The 18,374-nt window shown below is 47.4% G+C and carries 13 protein-coding genes and 1 pseudogene; 13 read left to right on the forward strand and 1 reads right to left on the reverse strand.

Annotated elements, in window-relative coordinates:
• The 6 genes and pseudogenes from narI (at position 1) to MKY35_RS12560 (ending at position 5,160) form a co-directional block, all read left to right on the forward strand.
• Positions 1-699 carry a respiratory nitrate reductase subunit gamma gene (gene narI, locus MKY35_RS12535; RefSeq protein ID WP_342446646.1) on the forward strand — a complete coding sequence of 233 codons (699 nt, stop codon included), beginning with the start codon at positions 1-3 and terminating at the stop codon, positions 697-699.
• A gap of 75 nt (positions 700-774) precedes the next feature.
• Positions 775-903: pseudogene (locus MKY35_RS12540) on the forward strand (tyrosine recombinase XerS); the annotation flags it as partial.
• Between the two features lie 258 nt (positions 904-1,161).
• A complete protein-coding gene (locus tag MKY35_RS12545; RefSeq protein ID WP_322252366.1) occupies positions 1,162-1,386 on the forward strand; it encodes a hypothetical protein in 225 nt (74 codons plus the stop codon).
• Between the two features lie 548 nt (positions 1,387-1,934).
• Positions 1,935-3,389 (forward strand): sucrose-specific PTS transporter subunit IIBC, encoded by a 1,455-nt coding sequence (locus MKY35_RS12550; RefSeq protein WP_322252367.1) that lies wholly within the window; start codon positions 1,935-1,937, stop codon positions 3,387-3,389.
• Positions 3,390-3,436: 47 nt separating this feature from the next.
• Positions 3,437-4,198, forward strand: coding sequence for a glycoside hydrolase family 32 protein (locus MKY35_RS12555; protein ID WP_342446554.1), 762 nt, complete (start codon positions 3,437-3,439; stop codon positions 4,196-4,198).
• Between the two features lie 17 nt (positions 4,199-4,215).
• Positions 4,216-5,160, forward strand: coding sequence for a PTS glucose transporter subunit IIA (locus MKY35_RS12560; RefSeq protein ID WP_051718067.1), 945 nt, complete (start codon positions 4,216-4,218; stop codon positions 5,158-5,160).
• Between the two features lie 176 nt (positions 5,161-5,336).
• Here MKY35_RS12560 and MKY35_RS12565 read toward each other — a convergent pair whose 3' ends face one another.
• Positions 5,337-7,532, reverse strand: a complete 2,196-nt coding sequence (locus tag MKY35_RS12565) for an alpha-galactosidase (protein WP_039274868.1) — start codon at positions 7,530-7,532, stop codon at positions 5,337-5,339.
• Positions 7,533-7,679: 147 nt separating this feature from the next.
• Here MKY35_RS12565 and MKY35_RS12570 point away from each other — a divergent pair, with 147 nt between their 5' ends.
• From MKY35_RS12570 to MKY35_RS12600, 7 genes are all read left to right on the forward strand, one after another.
• Positions 7,680-8,573 (forward strand): AraC family transcriptional regulator, encoded by an 894-nt coding sequence (locus tag MKY35_RS12570; RefSeq protein WP_039274867.1) that lies wholly within the window; start codon positions 7,680-7,682, stop codon positions 8,571-8,573.
• A 99-nt stretch (positions 8,574-8,672) separates the two neighbouring features.
• Positions 8,673-9,641, forward strand: a complete 969-nt coding sequence (locus MKY35_RS12575) for a LacI family DNA-binding transcriptional regulator (protein WP_039274866.1) — start codon at positions 8,673-8,675, stop codon at positions 9,639-9,641.
• 308 nt (positions 9,642-9,949) lie between these two features.
• A complete protein-coding gene (locus MKY35_RS12580) occupies positions 9,950-10,903 on the forward strand; it encodes an ABC transporter permease subunit (protein ID WP_342446555.1) in 954 nt (317 codons plus the stop codon).
• A 13-nt stretch (positions 10,904-10,916) separates the two neighbouring features.
• A complete protein-coding gene (locus MKY35_RS12585; RefSeq protein WP_013371289.1) occupies positions 10,917-11,813 on the forward strand; it encodes a carbohydrate ABC transporter permease in 897 nt (298 codons plus the stop codon).
• A gap of 124 nt (positions 11,814-11,937) precedes the next feature.
• Positions 11,938-13,563: an ABC transporter substrate-binding protein gene (locus tag MKY35_RS12590; RefSeq protein WP_039274863.1), complete on the forward strand. Its 1,626-nt coding sequence runs from the start codon at positions 11,938-11,940 to the stop codon at positions 13,561-13,563.
• Positions 13,564-13,588: 25 nt separating this feature from the next.
• Positions 13,589-16,057, forward strand: coding sequence for a PfkB family carbohydrate kinase (locus MKY35_RS12595; RefSeq protein WP_342446556.1), 2,469 nt, complete (start codon positions 13,589-13,591; stop codon positions 16,055-16,057).
• Complete coding sequence (locus MKY35_RS12600) at positions 16,054-18,327, forward strand: GH32 C-terminal domain-containing protein (RefSeq protein WP_342446557.1); 2,274 nt, start codon at positions 16,054-16,056, stop codon at positions 18,325-18,327. The genes MKY35_RS12595 and MKY35_RS12600 overlap by 4 nt, the downstream gene beginning before the upstream one ends.
• The last annotated feature ends 47 nt before the right edge of the window (positions 18,328-18,374 follow it).

Genomic DNA, 18,374 nt, shown 5'->3' on the forward strand with positions numbered 1-18,374 from the left:
ATGACTGGTATCTTTTGGTGGGTCGTGTTTCCCTATCTTACCTTGGCGGTGATGATCTTCGGCTTGCTCTATCGGTTTGCTTTTCGTCAGGTCAGCTGGACGGCGCCTTCTACGGAGATTTTTGAAAAAAGATGGCTCAGAATCGGTTCGACTGTGTTCCATTACGGGATTATTTTCGCGTTTGTTGGCCATATCATGGGTGTGTTGATCCCGCGCAGTGTTTATCATTTCTTCGGCATATCCGATGAGACCTATCATATATTTGCGATCGCGGGGGGCGGCTTTGCCGGTCTGATGGTCGTCATCGGTCTGGTTCTTCTGCTTATGCGCAAAATCCTTAACCGTCGGGTAAGGGCCCATGCGGGTTTTGGCGATTATTTCACAGTGATTTTAGTCCTGATCATCGCAGCCATCGGAACCTATATGACCATCGTGTATAATACGACTGTGGTGGCCTATGAATACCGTACGACCATCGGGCCTTGGTTTCGCAGCCTGTTCACCTTTAATCCGCAATACGGGTTGATGCACATGGTTCCCTTCGTGTTTCAGCTTCACATCATCCTGGCGTTTCTTCTGTTCGCTTCCATTCCGTTTACCCATCTGGTCCATATGTTTTCTTTTCCCGCACGTTATCCGGCAAGATCTCCGCAGCAGTACCGTTCCAGAAACAGTTACCGGAAACGGGAGAGAACCTGATTTCTATTTTGATATGGACGAAAATTTCTGATGACAATAATAGCTGTTCATGAAGAGCATCTCTGCTTAACCAATGAGAAACTGATTGAAAAAAATGCTTCAGCTTTTGGAAAACCAGCTTTATCCGTGCATTCTCTGAGACATTCATTTGCAACCCGTTATCACTTAGAGAACAATAATGTGCCCAGATTGAAAAACAACCTTTATTGATGGTGGGCGATCAAATTAAGATTGAAGCTCTTGGAGGACAGAACATAGGATGTAGAAAGTCGCCATTAATGGCGGCTTTTTTCTATAGTAATGGATTCAGAATGATGGTTTGCGTCCAAGGAGAATTCTTTTATGGAATACATAGATAAAATTGTATAATAATATATAATTCTCCACTTGCAAGAGGTGATTTCAGTTTCATCATTGATCAAACGACCAAAGTGATGAACTTATAGGTGGGGAGGTTTATCAGTGCTTCTGAACTATTGCCATGACTATATTATGTTTTTTGATTGGTTAGTTGCAGAAAACTTTACTAAGGAATCTATGATTGATGAGGTAGGATTGAATGCTCAGCGCGTACTGAAGGAGCACATGAAGATAGCTTTTGCAGACATCGATTGGGTAGAGGCGATGGTAGGTGATGAAGACGAAGGACTCACCGGAGACGAGACGGAGGCTTCAAGCATTCAATAAACCGATTCCTGAATATCGTAAGAACCCACATTGTTCTGCCAAGAGATGCTTAAATTCTTTCCTGACGATTGGCAGGCAAGCACTCTTATGGATTTAGCAAATAATCCTCGTGTTTCAGTCTGTTCAGGTCAGGGTGTAGGAAAACCGGGCTGGAAGCAGCAACGACCCTTTATTTTCTGCGGTGGATTTTTGTGTTAATGAAGGGGCAATTTTTTACCCTGCCATCGCATTAACTTACCATTGAGGATGACATGGATAGTGTTTTATTATCAAATAACAGCCCCCTTACAAAATTTAATATAAAACAAACATTTTGAATTGAGCAATTTTTTTCCTATGGCAAGGGTTGTATGTCCATCCAATCCTACGGGTGGTCAAAAGGGGCTTATTGAAGGGAGCGAGAAGTGGTGAAGTGGGGCAATAACCTTCTTCGGAGAAAGTAATAGGAGGGCAGTTGTTTTCGAACAAAAATTACCGGCCAATGTCGGTAACGAACATTTTTTTTAATTAAATTGGAACCGGTTTCATAATATTAGGAGGAGAGAAATATGGATTACAAGCAAGTTGCAGCTGACATCCTGGATGCCCTGGGAGGTAAGGAAAACATAACGGCAGCTGCTCATTGTGCGACGCGATTGCGGCTCGTTCTTGAAGATGAATCTTTGCTTGATCAAAAAGCGCTTGATCAAATGGACGTTGTTAAAGGGACTTTTTCTATAGGAGGGCAATATCAAATTATCCTTGGAGCCGGGATTGTAAATAACGTGTATGGCGAGTTCGCCAAACTTACGGGTCTCGGAGAAATGTCCACCGGCGATGTAAAGACGGCAGGAGCAGCTAAAATGAATCCGCTTCAACGACTTGTGAAAGCACTTTCCGACATTTTTGTTCCGATCATTCCGGCGATTGTTGCCGGGGGTCTATTAATGGGGATCAACAACGTTCTGACTGCCAGCAATCTGTTTGGTCCCAGGTCTCTGGTCGAGATGTACCCTGGTATTGCCGATTGGGCAAGCATTATTAATTTATTCGCCAACGCTCCATTTGTTTTCCTTCCCATCCTGATCGGCTTCTCGGCCACTCGCAAGTTTGGTGGAAATCCTTATTTGGGTGCGGCGCTGGCCATGATTATGGTTCATCCCGATCTGCTTAATGGTTACAGCTACGGCCAGGCACTTGTAGATGGGACAGTACCCACCTGGCAACTGTTCGGTTTCTCAATCGAAAAGGTTGGCTATCAGGGAACGGTTCTGCCAGTACTGGCCGTATCCTACATTTTATCGGTAATCGAGAAAAATTTGCGAAAGGTAATTCCATCTTATCTTGATAATCTGTTGACTCCTTTGCTGTCTGTCCTCATTACTGGCCTCTTGACCTTTGCTGTTGTTGGACCGGTCCTTCGCGCCGCGGGCAACGGACTGACAGATGGTCTCTTCTGGCTCTATGATACGACGGGTTTCATTGGAGGAGGTATTTTCGGTTTTTTCTATTCTTCGATTGCCATAACGGGAATGCATCACAGTTTCCTCGCTGTGGATACCCAACTATTGTCGGACGTTGCTAAGACGGGCGGATCCTTCTTGCTTCCGATTGCCTCGATGGCGAATATCGCTCAGGGCGCAGCTACGCTGGCCGTCTTTCTCATCACACGCAACAGCAAGACGAAGAGTATCGCCTCAGCTGCCGGCATATCCGCGCTGCTCGGTATTACCGAACCTGCAATGTTCGGAATCAACCTGAAGCTTCGCTACCCGTTCATTGCTGCGATGATCGGTTCCGGCCTGGCTTCCGCCTATATTGCTTACGCACATGTGCTGTCCATTTCGATGGGACCGGCGGCGCTACCCGGTATTATCGCAATCCGTCCACAGTCCATCGCTGATTTCTGTATCGGCATGGGCATCAGCTTTCTGGTTGCGTTTCTCATCACCCTACTCTGGGGCAAGCGGAAAAATGCGTCAGTCTCAGGGGAGACTTCAAACGAAGCAGCGGATCGACCGTAAGTTTAAGCATGCTTGGAACTATTTTGCAGTAAGGAGGTTGCTGTGGAGTGGACAAAAGAAGAGAGATACAGAAGATTAGAAAATACCAATCCGGAGAAATCTCCGGTCTGGCCGCCAGAGTGGCAAGGTGCCCCTGGCGCCAGAGGTATCATATCCAGCCTGAGACAGGGTTGCTGAACGACCCGAATGGATTTGCTTTTTTTCATGAAGAGTATCATTTGTTCTATCAATGTTTTCCTCTCGGTCCAGTGCATGGTCCCAAATATTGGTATCATACCAGCTCTCCGGATCTCGTTCACTGGACGAACCGGGGAGTGGCGTTAAAACCGGACCGGGATTTTGACAGTCATGGAGTATACTCGGGCAGTGCAATCGAACACAATGGGCGATTATACCTCATGTACACCGGCAATACACGTGATAAGAGTTGGGAGCGAATGCCTTATCAGTTTATGGCTCAAATGGAGAGAGATGGACGTATACACAAGTTCTCCTCCCCGGTTATAAGCGGACCTCCGTCCGGATATACCGATCATTATCGCGACCCCAAAGTATGGAAACAGAAAGATTGCTTTTATGCCGTAATTGGAGCGCAACGTTCCAATCTTACCGGCTGTGCCATGCTCTATCGCTCCATTGATCTTTACAAATGGGAAGAGGTTGGCGAACTACATACCCGTTTGTCCGATTTCGGCTATATGTGGGAATGTCCGGATTATTTTGAATTTGACGGCCAGGGGGTTCTCTGCTTCTGTCCGCAGGGAGCAAAGCTGAACAACCTTGGTAATATTCACCTTCGGGTTATGTAATCGGTGATCCACTGAATGTGGAGACGGGAGAGTTTCGGCATGGGATTTTTCGCTTGCTGGATCGTGGTTTTGATTTCTATGCTCTCCAGACAACATTAACGCTGGATGGCAGACGAATTCTGGTCGGCTGGATGGGTCTGCCGGATATTGTCTATCCCACAGACGATCACGGTTGGGCCCACTGCCTGACGCTGCCGCGTGAATTGCGCGTGGAGAGCGGCCGATTGTACCAGGTTCCCGTTCGTGAACTTCAGGCTATCAGAGGAAGGGAAAGGTTCGCGGACGGGAAAATTTCAAACGATACGCTTAGTCCGGCCGGTTTTGCCGGCTCCCGTTACGAGCTGATAATAGAATTCAATAATGTAGACGCCGTCGAATTTGGTATTAGACTGAGAACAGGAGAAGCAGAAGGGACGAATCTGGTATGCAACACCAGGGAATCTAGGCTTATGCTGGATCGAACGCTGTCCGGAAGGCCGATTGCAGAAGAATTTGGTACGATCCGAAGCTGCAAGGTGAATCCTTTGGCTGTCAAGCTGCATTTGTTTATGGATACATCATCTGTAGAAGTGTTCGTAGATGATGGCCGGAGGTCAATAGCCATTAAGCCCCGGGAAGGTAAAGTCTACGCGCCGTTTGACGGAATAGTAGCGCATGCGTTCGGCAGTAGTAATCACGCGCTGCTGCTGGAGCATGCTAGCGGTATTCAACTGCTGATTCACGTTGGCATTAATACGGTGTCGTTGAAGGGAAGAGGGTTTACCCTACGAGTTCAGACCGGTGACAAAATCAAGAAAGGACAGCTGCTGGAATTTGATATTTCCGAAATCGAGCAGGCGGGCTTTCCGGTGATCACACCAGTGTTGGTCCCGGACGACCAGGAAATGGTGAAATCGGTGGAGACGATGGGAGGCGCTGGGGTGGTAGACGGTGTCCCACTGCTTCGCGTTCACTTAAAATGATGGTGTAGCTTGGATTTATCGGAGAACCGGCAAGCTGTTACAGCACATTTGCCAGTTGATTTTTGCTTCTCAAAATAATATAACCACGGCGAAGGGGCATAGCGAGCAGGGCCAGAAATCTCATGATTTCAGGCCCTGCTTTCTGTTGGACTTCTAATTTTTTTGCTTTGATACATTCATTGCTCGTCGATCTTACTAAACCGCCAGAACAGGCTGATAAAATCCCCTTTTATTCTTGGAAGTGTCAAACCGGCGTACATCAGCTCGTCACCTCCGTATATCTTTCCAGTTTCGTGATGGCGGTACAGGTAACGCGAATTCAATCCTTTGCATTTCAGAATAGGCACCCTTTCACCCGGCTGGCTCAGCACTCGAAAGAAAGCAAGTACTGCTTCGCTCTGGTCATCAGAAACAAAGGCCCAGGCCACCTCGTTGCCCTCGAACGGACTTAAAATGCGATAAAATTCTCCGAATTGGATAAGGGGGCGAATTGCTTTATATAGCGCAACTTGGGACTTGATCGCTATCTTTTCCTGCGGCGACATCTTGGTAAGATCGAGTTCGTAGCCAAGGTTTCCCGACATCGCGACATGTCCTCGGGTGTCAAGAGGAGTAACCCGGTTGACTTGATGATTCGGTACACCCGAAACATGAGCGCCCATAGACACAGCCGGATAGACCATACTGTTGCCGTACTGGATTTTTAGCCGACTGATCGCATCGGTATTGTCGCTTGTCCACGTTTGCGGCATGTAATAGAGCATGCCGGGATCATAGCGCCCTCCTCCGCTGGAACAGCTCTCGAACAGTACATCCGGAAAGACGGAAGTGAGCTCGTCCAATACCCTATACAGACCGAGGATATACCGGTGTCCCGTTTCGCGCTGGCGCTCCGCCGGAAGCAGGGCAGAGCCGATCTCCGTCAAATGGCGGTTCATGTCCCATTTGACATAAGTAATCGGTGCGGAAGACAGAACATCGGACAGCGCTCCAACAATATAGTCGCATACATCCCGCCGCGACAGATCGAGAACAAGCTGATTTCGCCCCACCGTGTGGGGACGATCCGTCACATGAAGACACCAGTCGGGATGGCGCCGGTAGAGTTCGCTGTCCGGTGAGACCATCTCCGGTTCGAACCACAGACCGAACTGCATGCCCATTCCGGTTATCCGCCGGGCCAGATTGTCCAGCCCCTCCGGAAGCTTGCGACGGTCAACGGTCCAGTCGCCCAGGGAACTCAAATCATTGTCCCGCTTGCCGAACCAGCCGTCGTCCAGGACAAAGAGCTCCATACCAAGTTCTTTCCCTTCGCGGGCGATCGCTTCGATCTTGTCGGCGTTAAAGTCAAAGTAGGTGGCCTCCCAGTTATTAATTAGAATCGGCCGTTCGGCGTCACGAAATTTGCCGCGACTGAGCCGCGTGCGGTAGAGCCTATTAAAGACGCGGGACATCCCGCCCAAGCCTTGTGCAGAGTATACCATGACGGTCTCGGGCGTTTGAAAGCTTTCTCCGGGAGCCAACTGCCAGGAGAAGCCAAACGGATTGATGCCGATCGACAACCGAGTCGTCCGGTACTGCTGAACCTCGGCCTGGGCTATGAAGTTTCCGCTGTAAACGAGATTGAGCGCGTATACCTCGCCATTGTCTTCATCAGCGCCAGGACGAAGCAGGGCCAGAAACGGATTCTGCTGGGGACTGCTGGCACCTCGCCGGCTTTCCGCATTCTGGATGCCGGGCATAAGGGGTCTCCGCGCAATATTTCGTTCATTGGTATGCGTACCGTAGAAGGTCAACATGTCATACTCGTCATCTCTGAAATCGATACTGGCGCTGAGCGCGCGAAGAAGGACCAGATTGTCGGAGCCGGTATGGTCGAAACGAACCGAACGAGCGATGGCGTCGTATTTGTTAAAGACAGTATAAATTAAGGTAGCACGCAGACCGGTCAGTGCATCTTCAAGCACAAGCTCCAGCGTATCCGCTTCGTCCTCCCTCTCGATGTAAGTGGCAGGAAGACCTGGAAGCTTTGGCTTGCCGGCGAATATCCGATGAGTCTGGTAACGGAAATCACAGATTTCAGATCCATTAGACTGGCCGACCTGATAGGCGGGTATGCCAAAATCGCCGTTCCCGTAACCCGGATACTCCTGCGGAAGGTTGTCCAAGGAGAACCTTCGGTCAGCAGGGTCAGGATTCGGCGAAAAGCCCCGATCGATAAAATCAAAAGGTACAGAATCCTGGTAGATGGCGATTCGTCGTCCCCAGTATAAATGCCCAAGGTAGCCGTCGCGAACAATCTGAATGCAGTAGCTGGAACCGGGGGTTTGCAGGTGAAATACCATGCGTTCCTCATCATAATGAATGCCCATAAGTGAAATCGTGCTCCTTTTAGTGTTATAATTTAGTAAGCGTATGAAATAACTGATTATAGAAAATTTGTCTTCATCATTAGCGTAAAGGTGCAGAAGAACCGAAACAAGAGTAACTTTATGAATTGAGGAGGGTGAAATATTGCTGTGAATCATGAGGAGGGAAACGGGAAAGAGAAGCAGTCCTCGATATCTTTTCACTTTATAACACCTATGCCCTATATCTTGTTAAAAGGTGCTGGATATGAGCTGATTACTTCGCATGATTATATTTGGGATGGACGGAACCGTACCGGAGACCATTGTGTGCTTCAATATACATTGAATGGTCGCGGTGAGATTGAAACGGGGGGGAGGAGACATTCCCTCGAGCCGGGGGATGCTTTTCTGGCTGATGTTCCGGGCGACCATATCTACCGTCTCCCCTCTGATTCTCCCAGATGGGAAGTGCTTTACTTCGAACTGTCACACTTGGCGCTGCATCTCCTCCAGGAATGGCTGGACATAAACGGCTACATTTTCCGGATTGAGCCGGGGACCGATTTGGAGCATCTCCTGTGGGCCACTTATCGGGAAGCTATTGAGAACAGCTACCGCGATATGTATCAGTGCTCACGGGCTGCTTATTCACTGGCCATGTCACTGGCGAGTCATCTTGTCACTCTTGCCAGCAGCGTCCCATTGCCTCCGGTTGTAGAACGCTGTAAGACCTTCATTGACAGTAATCTGCATCGGAGCATTGGCCTTCAGGACATGGCGGAGGTCTCCGGATGTTCTAAATTTCATCTCACCCGTGAGTTTGAGCGCAAGCTTGGCCTCTCTCCCGGCCGCTATTTAACTCGTATGAGGTTGGAAAGAGCGGCTGCTCTTCTGCTGGAGCCCGCAAATCTGACATTGGAGCAGGTGGCGGAACAGTCCGGTTTCTCGAATGCGAATTATTTCGGCAAAGTGTTCCGAAAGTATACAGGAATGGCTCCAGGCGAATTCCGCATGGAGGGCGATTTGTATCAAATTCGGCGGTTGATCCGGAGCGATCAATGAAAAGGGTGAAAAAAGTCAGAAAAAAAGCGCTTCAAAGATTATTGAAACGTTTCCAACTTCGTGCTATTATAATTCCCATAAGAGATATGGGGGGGTTAAATGCCAAGTATTAGAGATGTAGCTAAGATAGCTGGTGTTGCTGTGGGAACGGTGTCCCGCGTTATTAATAACTCGGGCTCTGTAAAACCAGATACACGAAGGAAAGTGGAGAAAGCTATACAAGAACTGAATTATTTTCCTAATGAAGTCGCTCGAAATTTTAAAATGAGGAAATCCAAGATGGTAGCCTTGCTGCTTCCAAGTATCTGGCATCCTTTTTTTTCTGAACTGGCTTATTACATTGAGGATGAGTTGGATCGGGAAGGCTTTAAGCTCATGTTATGTAATAGCGGCGGCAAGCCCGAAAAGGAACTGTATTACCTGGATATGCTACGTCAAAACAAAGTGGCTGGTATTGTCGGCATTACTTACAATGATATAGAAAATAGCGTAAGCAATGACATTCCAATTCTAAGTATTGACAGACATTTCAACAAAAAAATCACTTGTGTGACCTCAGATAATTATGAGGGAGGCCGTCTAGCTTTGAGGGAACTTGTTAAGGCAGGGGCCCAAAAACCAGCCTTTATAGGAAGTGTAACTTCCATTTTTAGTGAAACCATGAATCGAAGAAAAGGTTTCATTGATGAGGCGAAAAAATTAGGTGTAGACTATGTTGTATACGAGAAACCAGATCCTATTGTGGACGACGAAGCCTATTTTGGCGAATTTCTATCTAAGCATCGGGATGTGGATGGCATTTTCGCTATTACCGATATGTTTGCCGCCAAATATATAGAAAGAGCAGGTAGGCAGGGTATTCGAGTTCCAGAAGATGTAAAGGTCATCGGTTATGACGGCATTCAGGATCATCGTTATTTTCATCCGATATTGTCTACAATTAGGCAGCCAGTGGAGGAGATGGCACGTCTGACAATCAGACTACTGTATCAAAAGATCGATGGTATAACTTTAGATCAGCAAGTGTATCGTCTCCCCGTTATCTTCAGGCAAGGCGAAACGACATGAGTTTTATTATATAAATATTAGCTCATTCAGTTGGATCTCAGTCTGGATCTGCAAACTCGCCTTTTTTTTATAATGAATTGGAAACGTTTCATTTGACAATCAGACTACTCTGTTAAAAGATCCAAGGAATAAGTTTGGATCAGCAAATGTATCGTCTCCTGCTATCTTAGGCAAGGTTGTTTTTGACTTTGGAAAAGCTTTAGCTCATTCGGTGGATTTATGGTATGGATCACCGGCTGACGTTTTTCTTTTAATAAATTGGAAACGTTTCAAAAATGAAAATATTCTTTTACAAGAAAGGGAGTGTAATGGTGAATTCAAGAACTAGTGAGTGGGATCATTCTACGATCAAGCCAAATCGCAAAATATGGAACCAGATCAAACGTGACTATGAACTATATCTGTTTTTGCTGCCAATCATTATTATTTATCTCGTATTTAAGTACTATCCAATGTATGGAATACAAATTGCTTTTAAGGATTTTTCACCAAGTCGGGGGATTTGGGGAAGCGAGTGGGTAGGCTTTAAGCACTTTATTGATTTTTTCGATTCCTATAACTTCTGGACGATCATGACCAATACGCTTACACTCAGTGCTCTATCGCTTGTGTTTAGCTTCCCAGCTCCGATTATTATAGCGATTATGCTCAATCAGATGCTGGCCAAGAGATACAAGAAAATTGTACAGACTGTAATTTATGCACCACACTTTATTTCTACCGTAGTGCTCGTCGGTATGCTTAATGTTTTTCTGTCTCCAAACAGCGGAATTGTGAATCACATCATCACTTGGTTTGGAGGGGACCCCATTATGTTTTTGGCCGACGAAGGGTGGTTCCGTCCTTTGTATATATTATCAGGGGTTTGGCAAGAGACAGGTTTTGCTACCATCATTTACCTTGCAGCTTTGGCAGGGGTCAATCCGGAATTGCATGAAGCGGCGATCATGGATGGAGCAAGCAAATGGAAGCGCGTAATGCATGTGGATATTCCAAGCATTTTGCCGACGATCGTCATCTTATTGATTCTCGCACTCGGCAACATTATGGGCATCGGTTTTGAAAAGGCTTTCCTTATGCAGAACGATTTGAATTATGCCACCTCCAATATTATTCCGACCTACGTTTATGAAATTGGGATCCAAAAAGCACAATACAGCTTTTCTACAGCAATTGGCCTGTTTAATTCAGTTGTAAATATTATCCTGATAGTCACCGTCAACCGGATCGCAAAAAAATTGACGGAAACCAGCCTGTGGTAAGGGGGAGATCATTATGAATCAATTATTAAAGAGAAAAAGTAAAGGAGACTTATGGTTTGACATCATCAACTACGTCATGCTGACCATAGTTATGTTGCTTGTATTATTCCCGCTGTATTTTGTATTGATTGCTTCACTCAGTGACCCCAATCTCATCTACTCAGGTGAAGTATGGTTCTTTCCAAAAGGGTTTACGCTGGATGGATACGGGCGAATATTCAGCGATTCATCTATATGGATTGGATATGCCAATTCGATTTTATATGCGAGTCTAGGAACCTTAATCGGAGTTGCCGTGACCGTATGTGCAGCTTACCCGTTAGCCCGTAAAGGACTGGCTGGAAAGCCGGTGATAATGTGGTTTTTACTGATCTCCATGTTTTTTAGTGGGGGGTTGATCCCAACCTATTTGCTGATCAAAGATCTTCATATGCTGAATACGATCTGGGCACTTGTTATTCCTGGAGCGGGAGGTGTGTTTAATGTCATTATCGTAAGGACTTTTTTTCAGTCGACCATCCCGGATGAAATGTGGGAGGCAGCTTCCATTGATGGTTGTTCCAATACCAGATTTTTTTGGAGCATTGTATTGCCTTTGTCTAAGTCCGTTATAGCCGTAATGGTACTGTATCATGTTGTCGGGTTCTGGAATGGTTTCTTTGACGCTTTGATTTACTTGAACGATGAAAGCAAGTATCCATTACAACTGGTCCTTCGCAACATTCTTGTCCAGAATCAGGCCAACTCGAGCATGATGATAGACGTGGAATCCTATGCAGCGAAGATGCGCGTTACAGAGCTTATCAAATATGGTGTCATCATGGTATCCAGCCTACCGTTGCTGATTTTGTATCCTTTCCTGCAAAAATACTTTGTTAAAGGCGTGATGATCGGCTCGATCAAAGGCTAACATTGTCATGGTGCCTGAAAGGGGGAATGTGCAACAGAATACCTAAATTCAGCATTCAGACAAGTAAATAACAAGGACAAGGGAAGTTCTCAGCTTGTGGACTGACATAAGGAGGTTATGTACGATGAAATTATTCAAAAGGGCTGGAATTCTAATGCTGGCTGGAGTGTTTGCTCTTAGCGGATGTTCGGGAGGCGGAGGCGAGTCAAAAAATCAGACGGTGAATCCAGATCAGGATGCAAATTTTAATAAAACCGGTCTTCCGATTGTTAAAGAAGCGGTGACATTAAAGATGGTATCCCCAAAAGCTGCTTTAGCGCCAGATTACTCGAAAATGGAAATATTTAAGCGGCTGGAAAAACAAACAAACGTAAAAATTGATTGGGAAAACATTCCAGACACTGACTTTGCAGAGAAGAAAAATTTGTTGTTGGCCAGCGGAGATTTGCCAGATGCCTTTTACGGAGCCGGATTCACAGATTACGATCTAATCAATTACGGTAAAGACGGAACCATTATTCCGCTGGAGAATTTAATTGATAAATATGCGCCTAATTTGAAAGCGCTTCTCGATCGACGGCCTGATATTAAACTAGCCATCACAGCGCCAGACGGTCACATCTATGGGCTGCCGTCGTGGGAAGAGAATAAGCTCGATACCAACCCCTTCTTTCACGTCATCAATAAAAATTGGCTCGATAAACTGGGCTTAAAATTACCTCAAACGCTGGACGAATACACGCAGGCTTTGATTGCCTTTAAAACGAAGGACCCGAACGGCAATGGCAAGGCTGATGAAATCCCATTAAGCTTTATGCATATGCAGTGGTGTAGTGACATTGCTGGCATATTCGGAGCTTTCGGTCTTCCGGATAATTTGGAACATCGGATCGTCCGCGAAGGTAAAGTGATCTTTACCGCTACGCAACCTCAATATAAGGAAGCATTAAAATATATTCATGATAACTGGTATAAGCAGGGTCTGATTGACCCTGAATCGTTCACCCAGGATGCCGCTCAGTATTTAGCAAAAGGCAAAACACCAGATGAAACGCTCGGCTCCTACGTTTGGTGGGAAGTCGAAGAAGTTGTCGGACCGGAGCGTAGTAAGGATTATGCTCTGCTGCCCCCGCTTAAAGGCCCAAATGGAGATCAAATGATTGGTCGCAACAACGGCGGCGGTCCGGGACGAGGTAGCTTCGTGATTACAAAGGAGAACCGTTATCCGGCAATGACGATGCGTTGGATCGATCAACAGTATGACCCTTACATGGCGGCTCAAATTCACTGGGGTCCGTTGGATGTCGTATTCAAGAAGGACGAAAAAGGAAAATTGGTGAACCTGCCGCTTCCCAAGGGAGTCTCCGCAGGTGAATTCCGTCAAAAAGTGGCTCCAGGCACAGGAAATCCGGGCGTCATTACTTTCGATGACTTCGGAAAAGTTGTTGATATGGAACCCCGAGCTCAGAAGCGTGCTGAGTATTTGGAGAAATATTACACTCCATATATGAAAAAGGAAAACTATCCGAGCATCTTCTTTGAACCGGATGAACTAGATAAAATCAATCGGATTGAGCCAGAACTTATTAAATATGTAAATACCCAAAGAGGCAAGTTCATCGTCGATGGCGAGGTAGATGAAAAGTGGGACAGCTATGTGAAGACACTCGAGAAGATGGGGCTGAACGAATTAATGGAAATCTATCAAAAAGGGTTGGATCGATATAATGCAAATTTAAAAAATAAATAATCAAACGATAGGTGGGGAGAAAACTGTGCTTGATGTAATAACCATTGGGGAAGTATTGATAGACTTTACGCCATCAGGTCGTACAGCGGGAGGCAACGAGCAGTTTGAATGCAATCCTGGAGGGGCTCCGGCTAACGTAGCAGCTGCTCTATCCCGTTTAGGAGCTAGAGCGACATTGATTAGCAAAGTTGGGGATGATCAATTCGGTTCCTTGCTGCACGATACCTTGATGAACGGCGGCATCGACGTGTCTGCGCTTTCGTTTACAGATGAAGCCAATACAACGCTGGCATTTGTTCATCTGGATGACAACGGAGACCGATCGTTCAGCTTCTACCGGAAACCAGGAGCGGATACATACTTGCGCACGCAGGATGTCCCGTTCGATAGGATTGAAAACTGCCATGCACTGCACTTTGGTTCTTTGTCGATGACCCATGAGCCGGCCCGTACGGCAACAAGAGCGGCAGTTGTGAAGGCTAAAGAGGCAGGAGTCCTGCTTTCATTCGATCCGAATATCCGGTTTGCTTTATGGGAGAGTAAAGAGGAAGCGAAACAGAATATCCTTTGGGGCATGAAGTATGCCGACATCCTGAAAATATCGGAAGATGAGCTCCACTTTATAACGGGTACAACTGATGTGGAAAAAGGCTCGCTAGAGTTGCAACAGCAATTCGGCATCGCCGGGATCTTCGTAACTTTAGCGGAAAAAGGCTGCTATTACCGATTAGCGGGTCATGACGGATATGTGCCGGGTTTTCAAGTAGAGGTCACTGATACGACAGGAGCCGGCGACGCTTTTCTGGGCTGCTTGTTATATAAGATACTGAAAGCCGGTATTTCTTTGAATCAGCTGACCAAACAGCAAATCATCGGTATGCTAACTTTTGCTAATGCCGGCGGTGCATTAGTAACCACACGGAAAGGGGCTCTTCAATCTATGCCGACGACAGATGAAATTACCCAGATAATCGAGACAAATAAACAGCACGATGATGATAGATTTAGGCCGGGTTTTCATTTTTCACCTCACTCCCATTGGTTGAATGATCCCAACGGATTAGTCTATTACGAGGGAGTCTATCATCTGTTTTATCAGCACCATCCGTATAGTAACCAATGGGGACCAATGCACTGGGGTCATGCTGTAAGCCAAGACCTGGTTCATTGGGAGCATATGCCTATCGCTCTGTTCCCGGATGAGCATGGCGCTATTTTCTCCGGTTGCTGTGTGGTTGACTGGAATAATAGTAGCGGACTGTTCGATGGTTCCCATGGATTGATCGCACTCTTCACTCATGCAGACAGCTGTCCGGAGACCGGACAACCTCGCCAGCGGCAAAGCCTGGCTTACAGCAGCGATAAAGGCCGAACTTGGCACAAATATGAGGGGAACCCAATACTCGACGAGCATGATCTGGTCGACTTCCGGGACCCCAAGGTGTTCTGGCATTCGCCAAGTGAATCCTGGATTATGGCTCTTGTTGCGGGAGACCACGTTCGGTTTTATCGTTCCGACAATTTGTGTGAATGGACGTTGTCAGGCGTATTCGGAAAGAGTGAAGGCTCGCATGACGGAGTTTGGGAATGCCCTGATCTCTTTGAATTGCCGGTTGATGACAGTGGACATTCCAAATGGGTACTTATCATAAGCATCGGAGATAATCCCAACTGTCCGGAAGGCTCACGCACGCAATACTTAATCGGAGAATTTGACGGAAATACGTTCATCAATGACCATCCGGCCGATCATATCCTGTGGCTGGATTATGGCCGGGACAATTATGCGGGGGTCACCTGGTCGGATATAGCTGAGCAGGACGGACGGCGTGTGATCATCGGATGGATGAGCAACTGGAAATATGCTAACCAAACGCCTACCGGGGCCTGGAGAGGCACAATGACTCTGCCTCGCGTCTTGTCATTGACCAGCCGAGACGAGGGCGTAGTTCTGACCCAAATGCCTGTTCGGGAAATAGAGCAGCTGCGGAAAGGAACGTTCTGCTGGAATGAGGTTAAGGTTACGCCAGAGGTGCCGTTTACGCAAAAAACGAATGATGTTCTGCTTGAAATTGAAGCGGATATCGACATTCGTTCCGGTGACGAGGTTCATATTAAAATGAAGTCCTCTGGGCAAAGTGAGACTATTATCGGTTATGACCCTGTGCGCCAATGGCTATTCATCGACCGCTCGAAATCGGGCCTGAGTGATTTCCACCCGTCGTTTGCGTGCAAGCACGGTGCTAGAATGGTTTCGGAGAATGGGAAGATCAAGCTGCATATCTGGCTGGATCGCAACGCGGTTGAAGTGTACGCGAATGAGGGCTTGGTTGCACTGACGGATCAAATATTCCCTGATGCTCCGATGGATCGTATTGAGATAAGTGCGAAATCAGGGGAAGTTGTAGTGAACTCGTTTTATATGCATGCTCTTAACTCCATTCATATTCCTAATGGTCCAACGGAGCAGACATCCAGGAGGGTTGAAGTATGAGCCATGCAACCGATAATCGGGGATTGATTATGTATTGGGCCTTCAATGAAGGAACCGGTACAAGCGCTCTGGAGAGCGTATCCCAAGTCCAGGATAATATCCAGTACGTGTTTAACCAAGCGGAGTTTACTCAACCTTGCCCTCCACGGTGGAGACAGGGGGTAATTGGAAATGGGCTTCTGTTCGATGGTTATTCGACTTACATTGCGCATTCGTTCGATGAGGGAAATCAGAACACCGAGCCAGAGTATCGATCCGCGTTAAGCATAGGAGTATGGGTAGCCCCACGCTCCTATGAATGGGGGGATGATGGCAAATTGTCCGCCATCGTGAACCGCTACAACCTGGATCGCAAGCAGGGTTATCTGCTCGGCATGTTCCGTCACGGTTCCTGGTCCTTCCAAGTCGGGCTGGAAGGAGGAGACTGGAAGGAACTTTGGTCGCCGGACGGCCATGAACTGCCCAAGAATGAATGGTCATACGTGAATGCTGTGTTCGATGGGAACCAAGGGGAAATCAAGCTGTATTTAAACGGCAGTGAAATCGCTTCAGCTGCCGTGCCTCGTGGTTCCCGCCTGGCTGAGGCGGCGGACACGGATCTACTGATTGGAAAGAATAACCATAGCAGCCTGCTGGCGGAAGTGTTCAGCCTGCACATGTTTAGCGGTATCATTGATGAACTCAAGATTTATAATCGAGCGCTGAGCGCGGAAGAAGTGGCCGCTTCTTATCGTCATGTGCTGGACACCTTTCATGAAGGTATCCGGCCACAATTAAACTATGACGAGATCAAGCTAGACCGGACGCCACTGCTACTTGATCGGCACAGACCGCAATATCATGTTAGCCCGCCGGCCCATTGGATGAACGAACCTCATGCACCGATCTATTTTGACGGGCAATATCATTTGTTCTATCAGCATAACCCGCAGGGGCCGTTCTTTCATCAGATCCATTGGGGACATTGGGTAAGTCAGGATTTGGTGCATTGGCGTGATCTACCCGTGGCCCTGGCGCCCGAAAAGGATCAACTCGCACCGGACGGGATCTGGTCGGGAAGCGCAACCTATGATGCTGACGGCCTGCCTGTCTTGTTCTTTACGGCTGGTAATGACAGCGCTTCTCCGAATCAGAGCGTGGCGCTTGCCCGAAGCACTTATACCCTTGACGGAAACCCGGATCTGGTTCAGTGGGTTAAACATCCAGAGCCGTTGATCGTGCAGAAGAAGGGAATGGGCGCATTTGGGGATTTCCGGGATCCGTTCGTATGGAAGGACGATGACGGCTGGTATGCTCTGGTCGGGTCCGGAATTGAAGGTGGAGCAGCACTGGCATTTGCGTCACAGGATATGCTGAATTGGACGTATAAAGGGCCGTTTTTTAAAGCGGATATTCAGAAGTTTCCTTACCTTGGACCCATCTGGGAGCTCCCTGTGCTTCTTCCCCTTCACAGTGACAAGCAGGGAGTGAACAAACATCTCCTGCTTGTCAGCCCTGTGGGGAAGGGAGCGGATGTCGAGGTGTTCTATTGGATCGGACAACTTGACAAGCAAAATCTTTCGTTCATCCCCGATCAAGAAGAGCCTCAATTGATTGATGTCGGGGATTTCCATTTTACCGGACCGAGCGGAATGGTTGATCCGAAGACCGGCAGAAATATCATCTTTACGATAGCCCAAGGCGACCGGACGTCCGAGATGGAATATAAGTCGGGTTGGGCTCATAACGGAGGCTTGCCGTTAAGCGTGTATTTGAGGGATGACGGACGTCTGGGAATAGAGCCGATTCAGGAGCTTCAATCGCTGCGTGGCCCTAAGCGGCTATCGCTTCGGGACCAGTCATTGGCTGAAACTAATGTGCAGCTTAGGAATGTTCATGGTGACATGCTTGAGATTCAATTGGAATTGGAGCCCGGCAGCGCCAAAAAATTCGGAATCAAGGTCCGTTGTACGCCGGACGGAGAGGAAGAAACTCTGCTGTATTATGATTGGAATCATGCGATGCTCTTGGTCGACCGCTCAAAAACGACGCTGCACCCGGGAGAAAAGTGCGGAGGGGTTCAAGGCGGTAAGTTGGAACTGCTTGGGGAGAATCTGAAGCTCCACATTTATTTGGACCGCTCCATGGTCGAAGCTTATGCAAACGGATTGAAAAGCCTGACAACCCGGGTATATCCGAGCCGTATGGATGCTTTGGGACTCGAGATTTGGGGAGATGGAGAACCGTTTGTTAAATCCTTGGATATATGGGATATGCAGTCCATTTGGTAAGACGGTTGTTTAGGCGCTCCTTACGAATGGGGTATGCACAAATGATC

It is taken from the genome of Paenibacillus sp. FSL L8-0638 (assembly GCF_038593075.1).
In the GTDB taxonomy this organism is placed as follows: Bacteria; Bacillota; Bacilli; order Paenibacillales; family Paenibacillaceae; genus Paenibacillus; species Paenibacillus polymyxa_D.

Bases quoted from the DNA above. Each gene is read 5' to 3' on its own strand.
- MKY35_RS12600 (WP_342446557.1), top strand. From the start codon at position 16,054: ATGAGCCATGCAACCGATAATCGGGGATTGATTATGTATTGGGCCTTC.
- MKY35_RS12575 (WP_039274866.1), top strand. From the start codon at position 8,673: ATGCCAAGTATTAGAGATGTAGCTAAGATAGCTGGTGTTGCTGTGGGA.
- MKY35_RS12580 (WP_342446555.1), top strand. From the start codon at position 9,950: ATGGTGAATTCAAGAACTAGTGAGTGGGATCATTCTACGATCAAGCCA.
- MKY35_RS12565 (WP_039274868.1), bottom strand. From the start codon at position 7,532: ATGGGCATTCATTATGATGAGGAACGCATGGTATTTCACCTGCAAACC.
- MKY35_RS12590 (WP_039274863.1), top strand. From the start codon at position 11,938: ATGAAATTATTCAAAAGGGCTGGAATTCTAATGCTGGCTGGAGTGTTT.
- MKY35_RS12550 (WP_322252367.1), top strand. From the start codon at position 1,935: ATGGATTACAAGCAAGTTGCAGCTGACATCCTGGATGCCCTGGGAGGT.
- MKY35_RS12585 (WP_013371289.1), top strand. From the start codon at position 10,917: ATGAATCAATTATTAAAGAGAAAAAGTAAAGGAGACTTATGGTTTGAC.
- narI (WP_342446646.1), top strand. From the start codon at position 1: ATGACTGGTATCTTTTGGTGGGTCGTGTTTCCCTATCTTACCTTGGCG.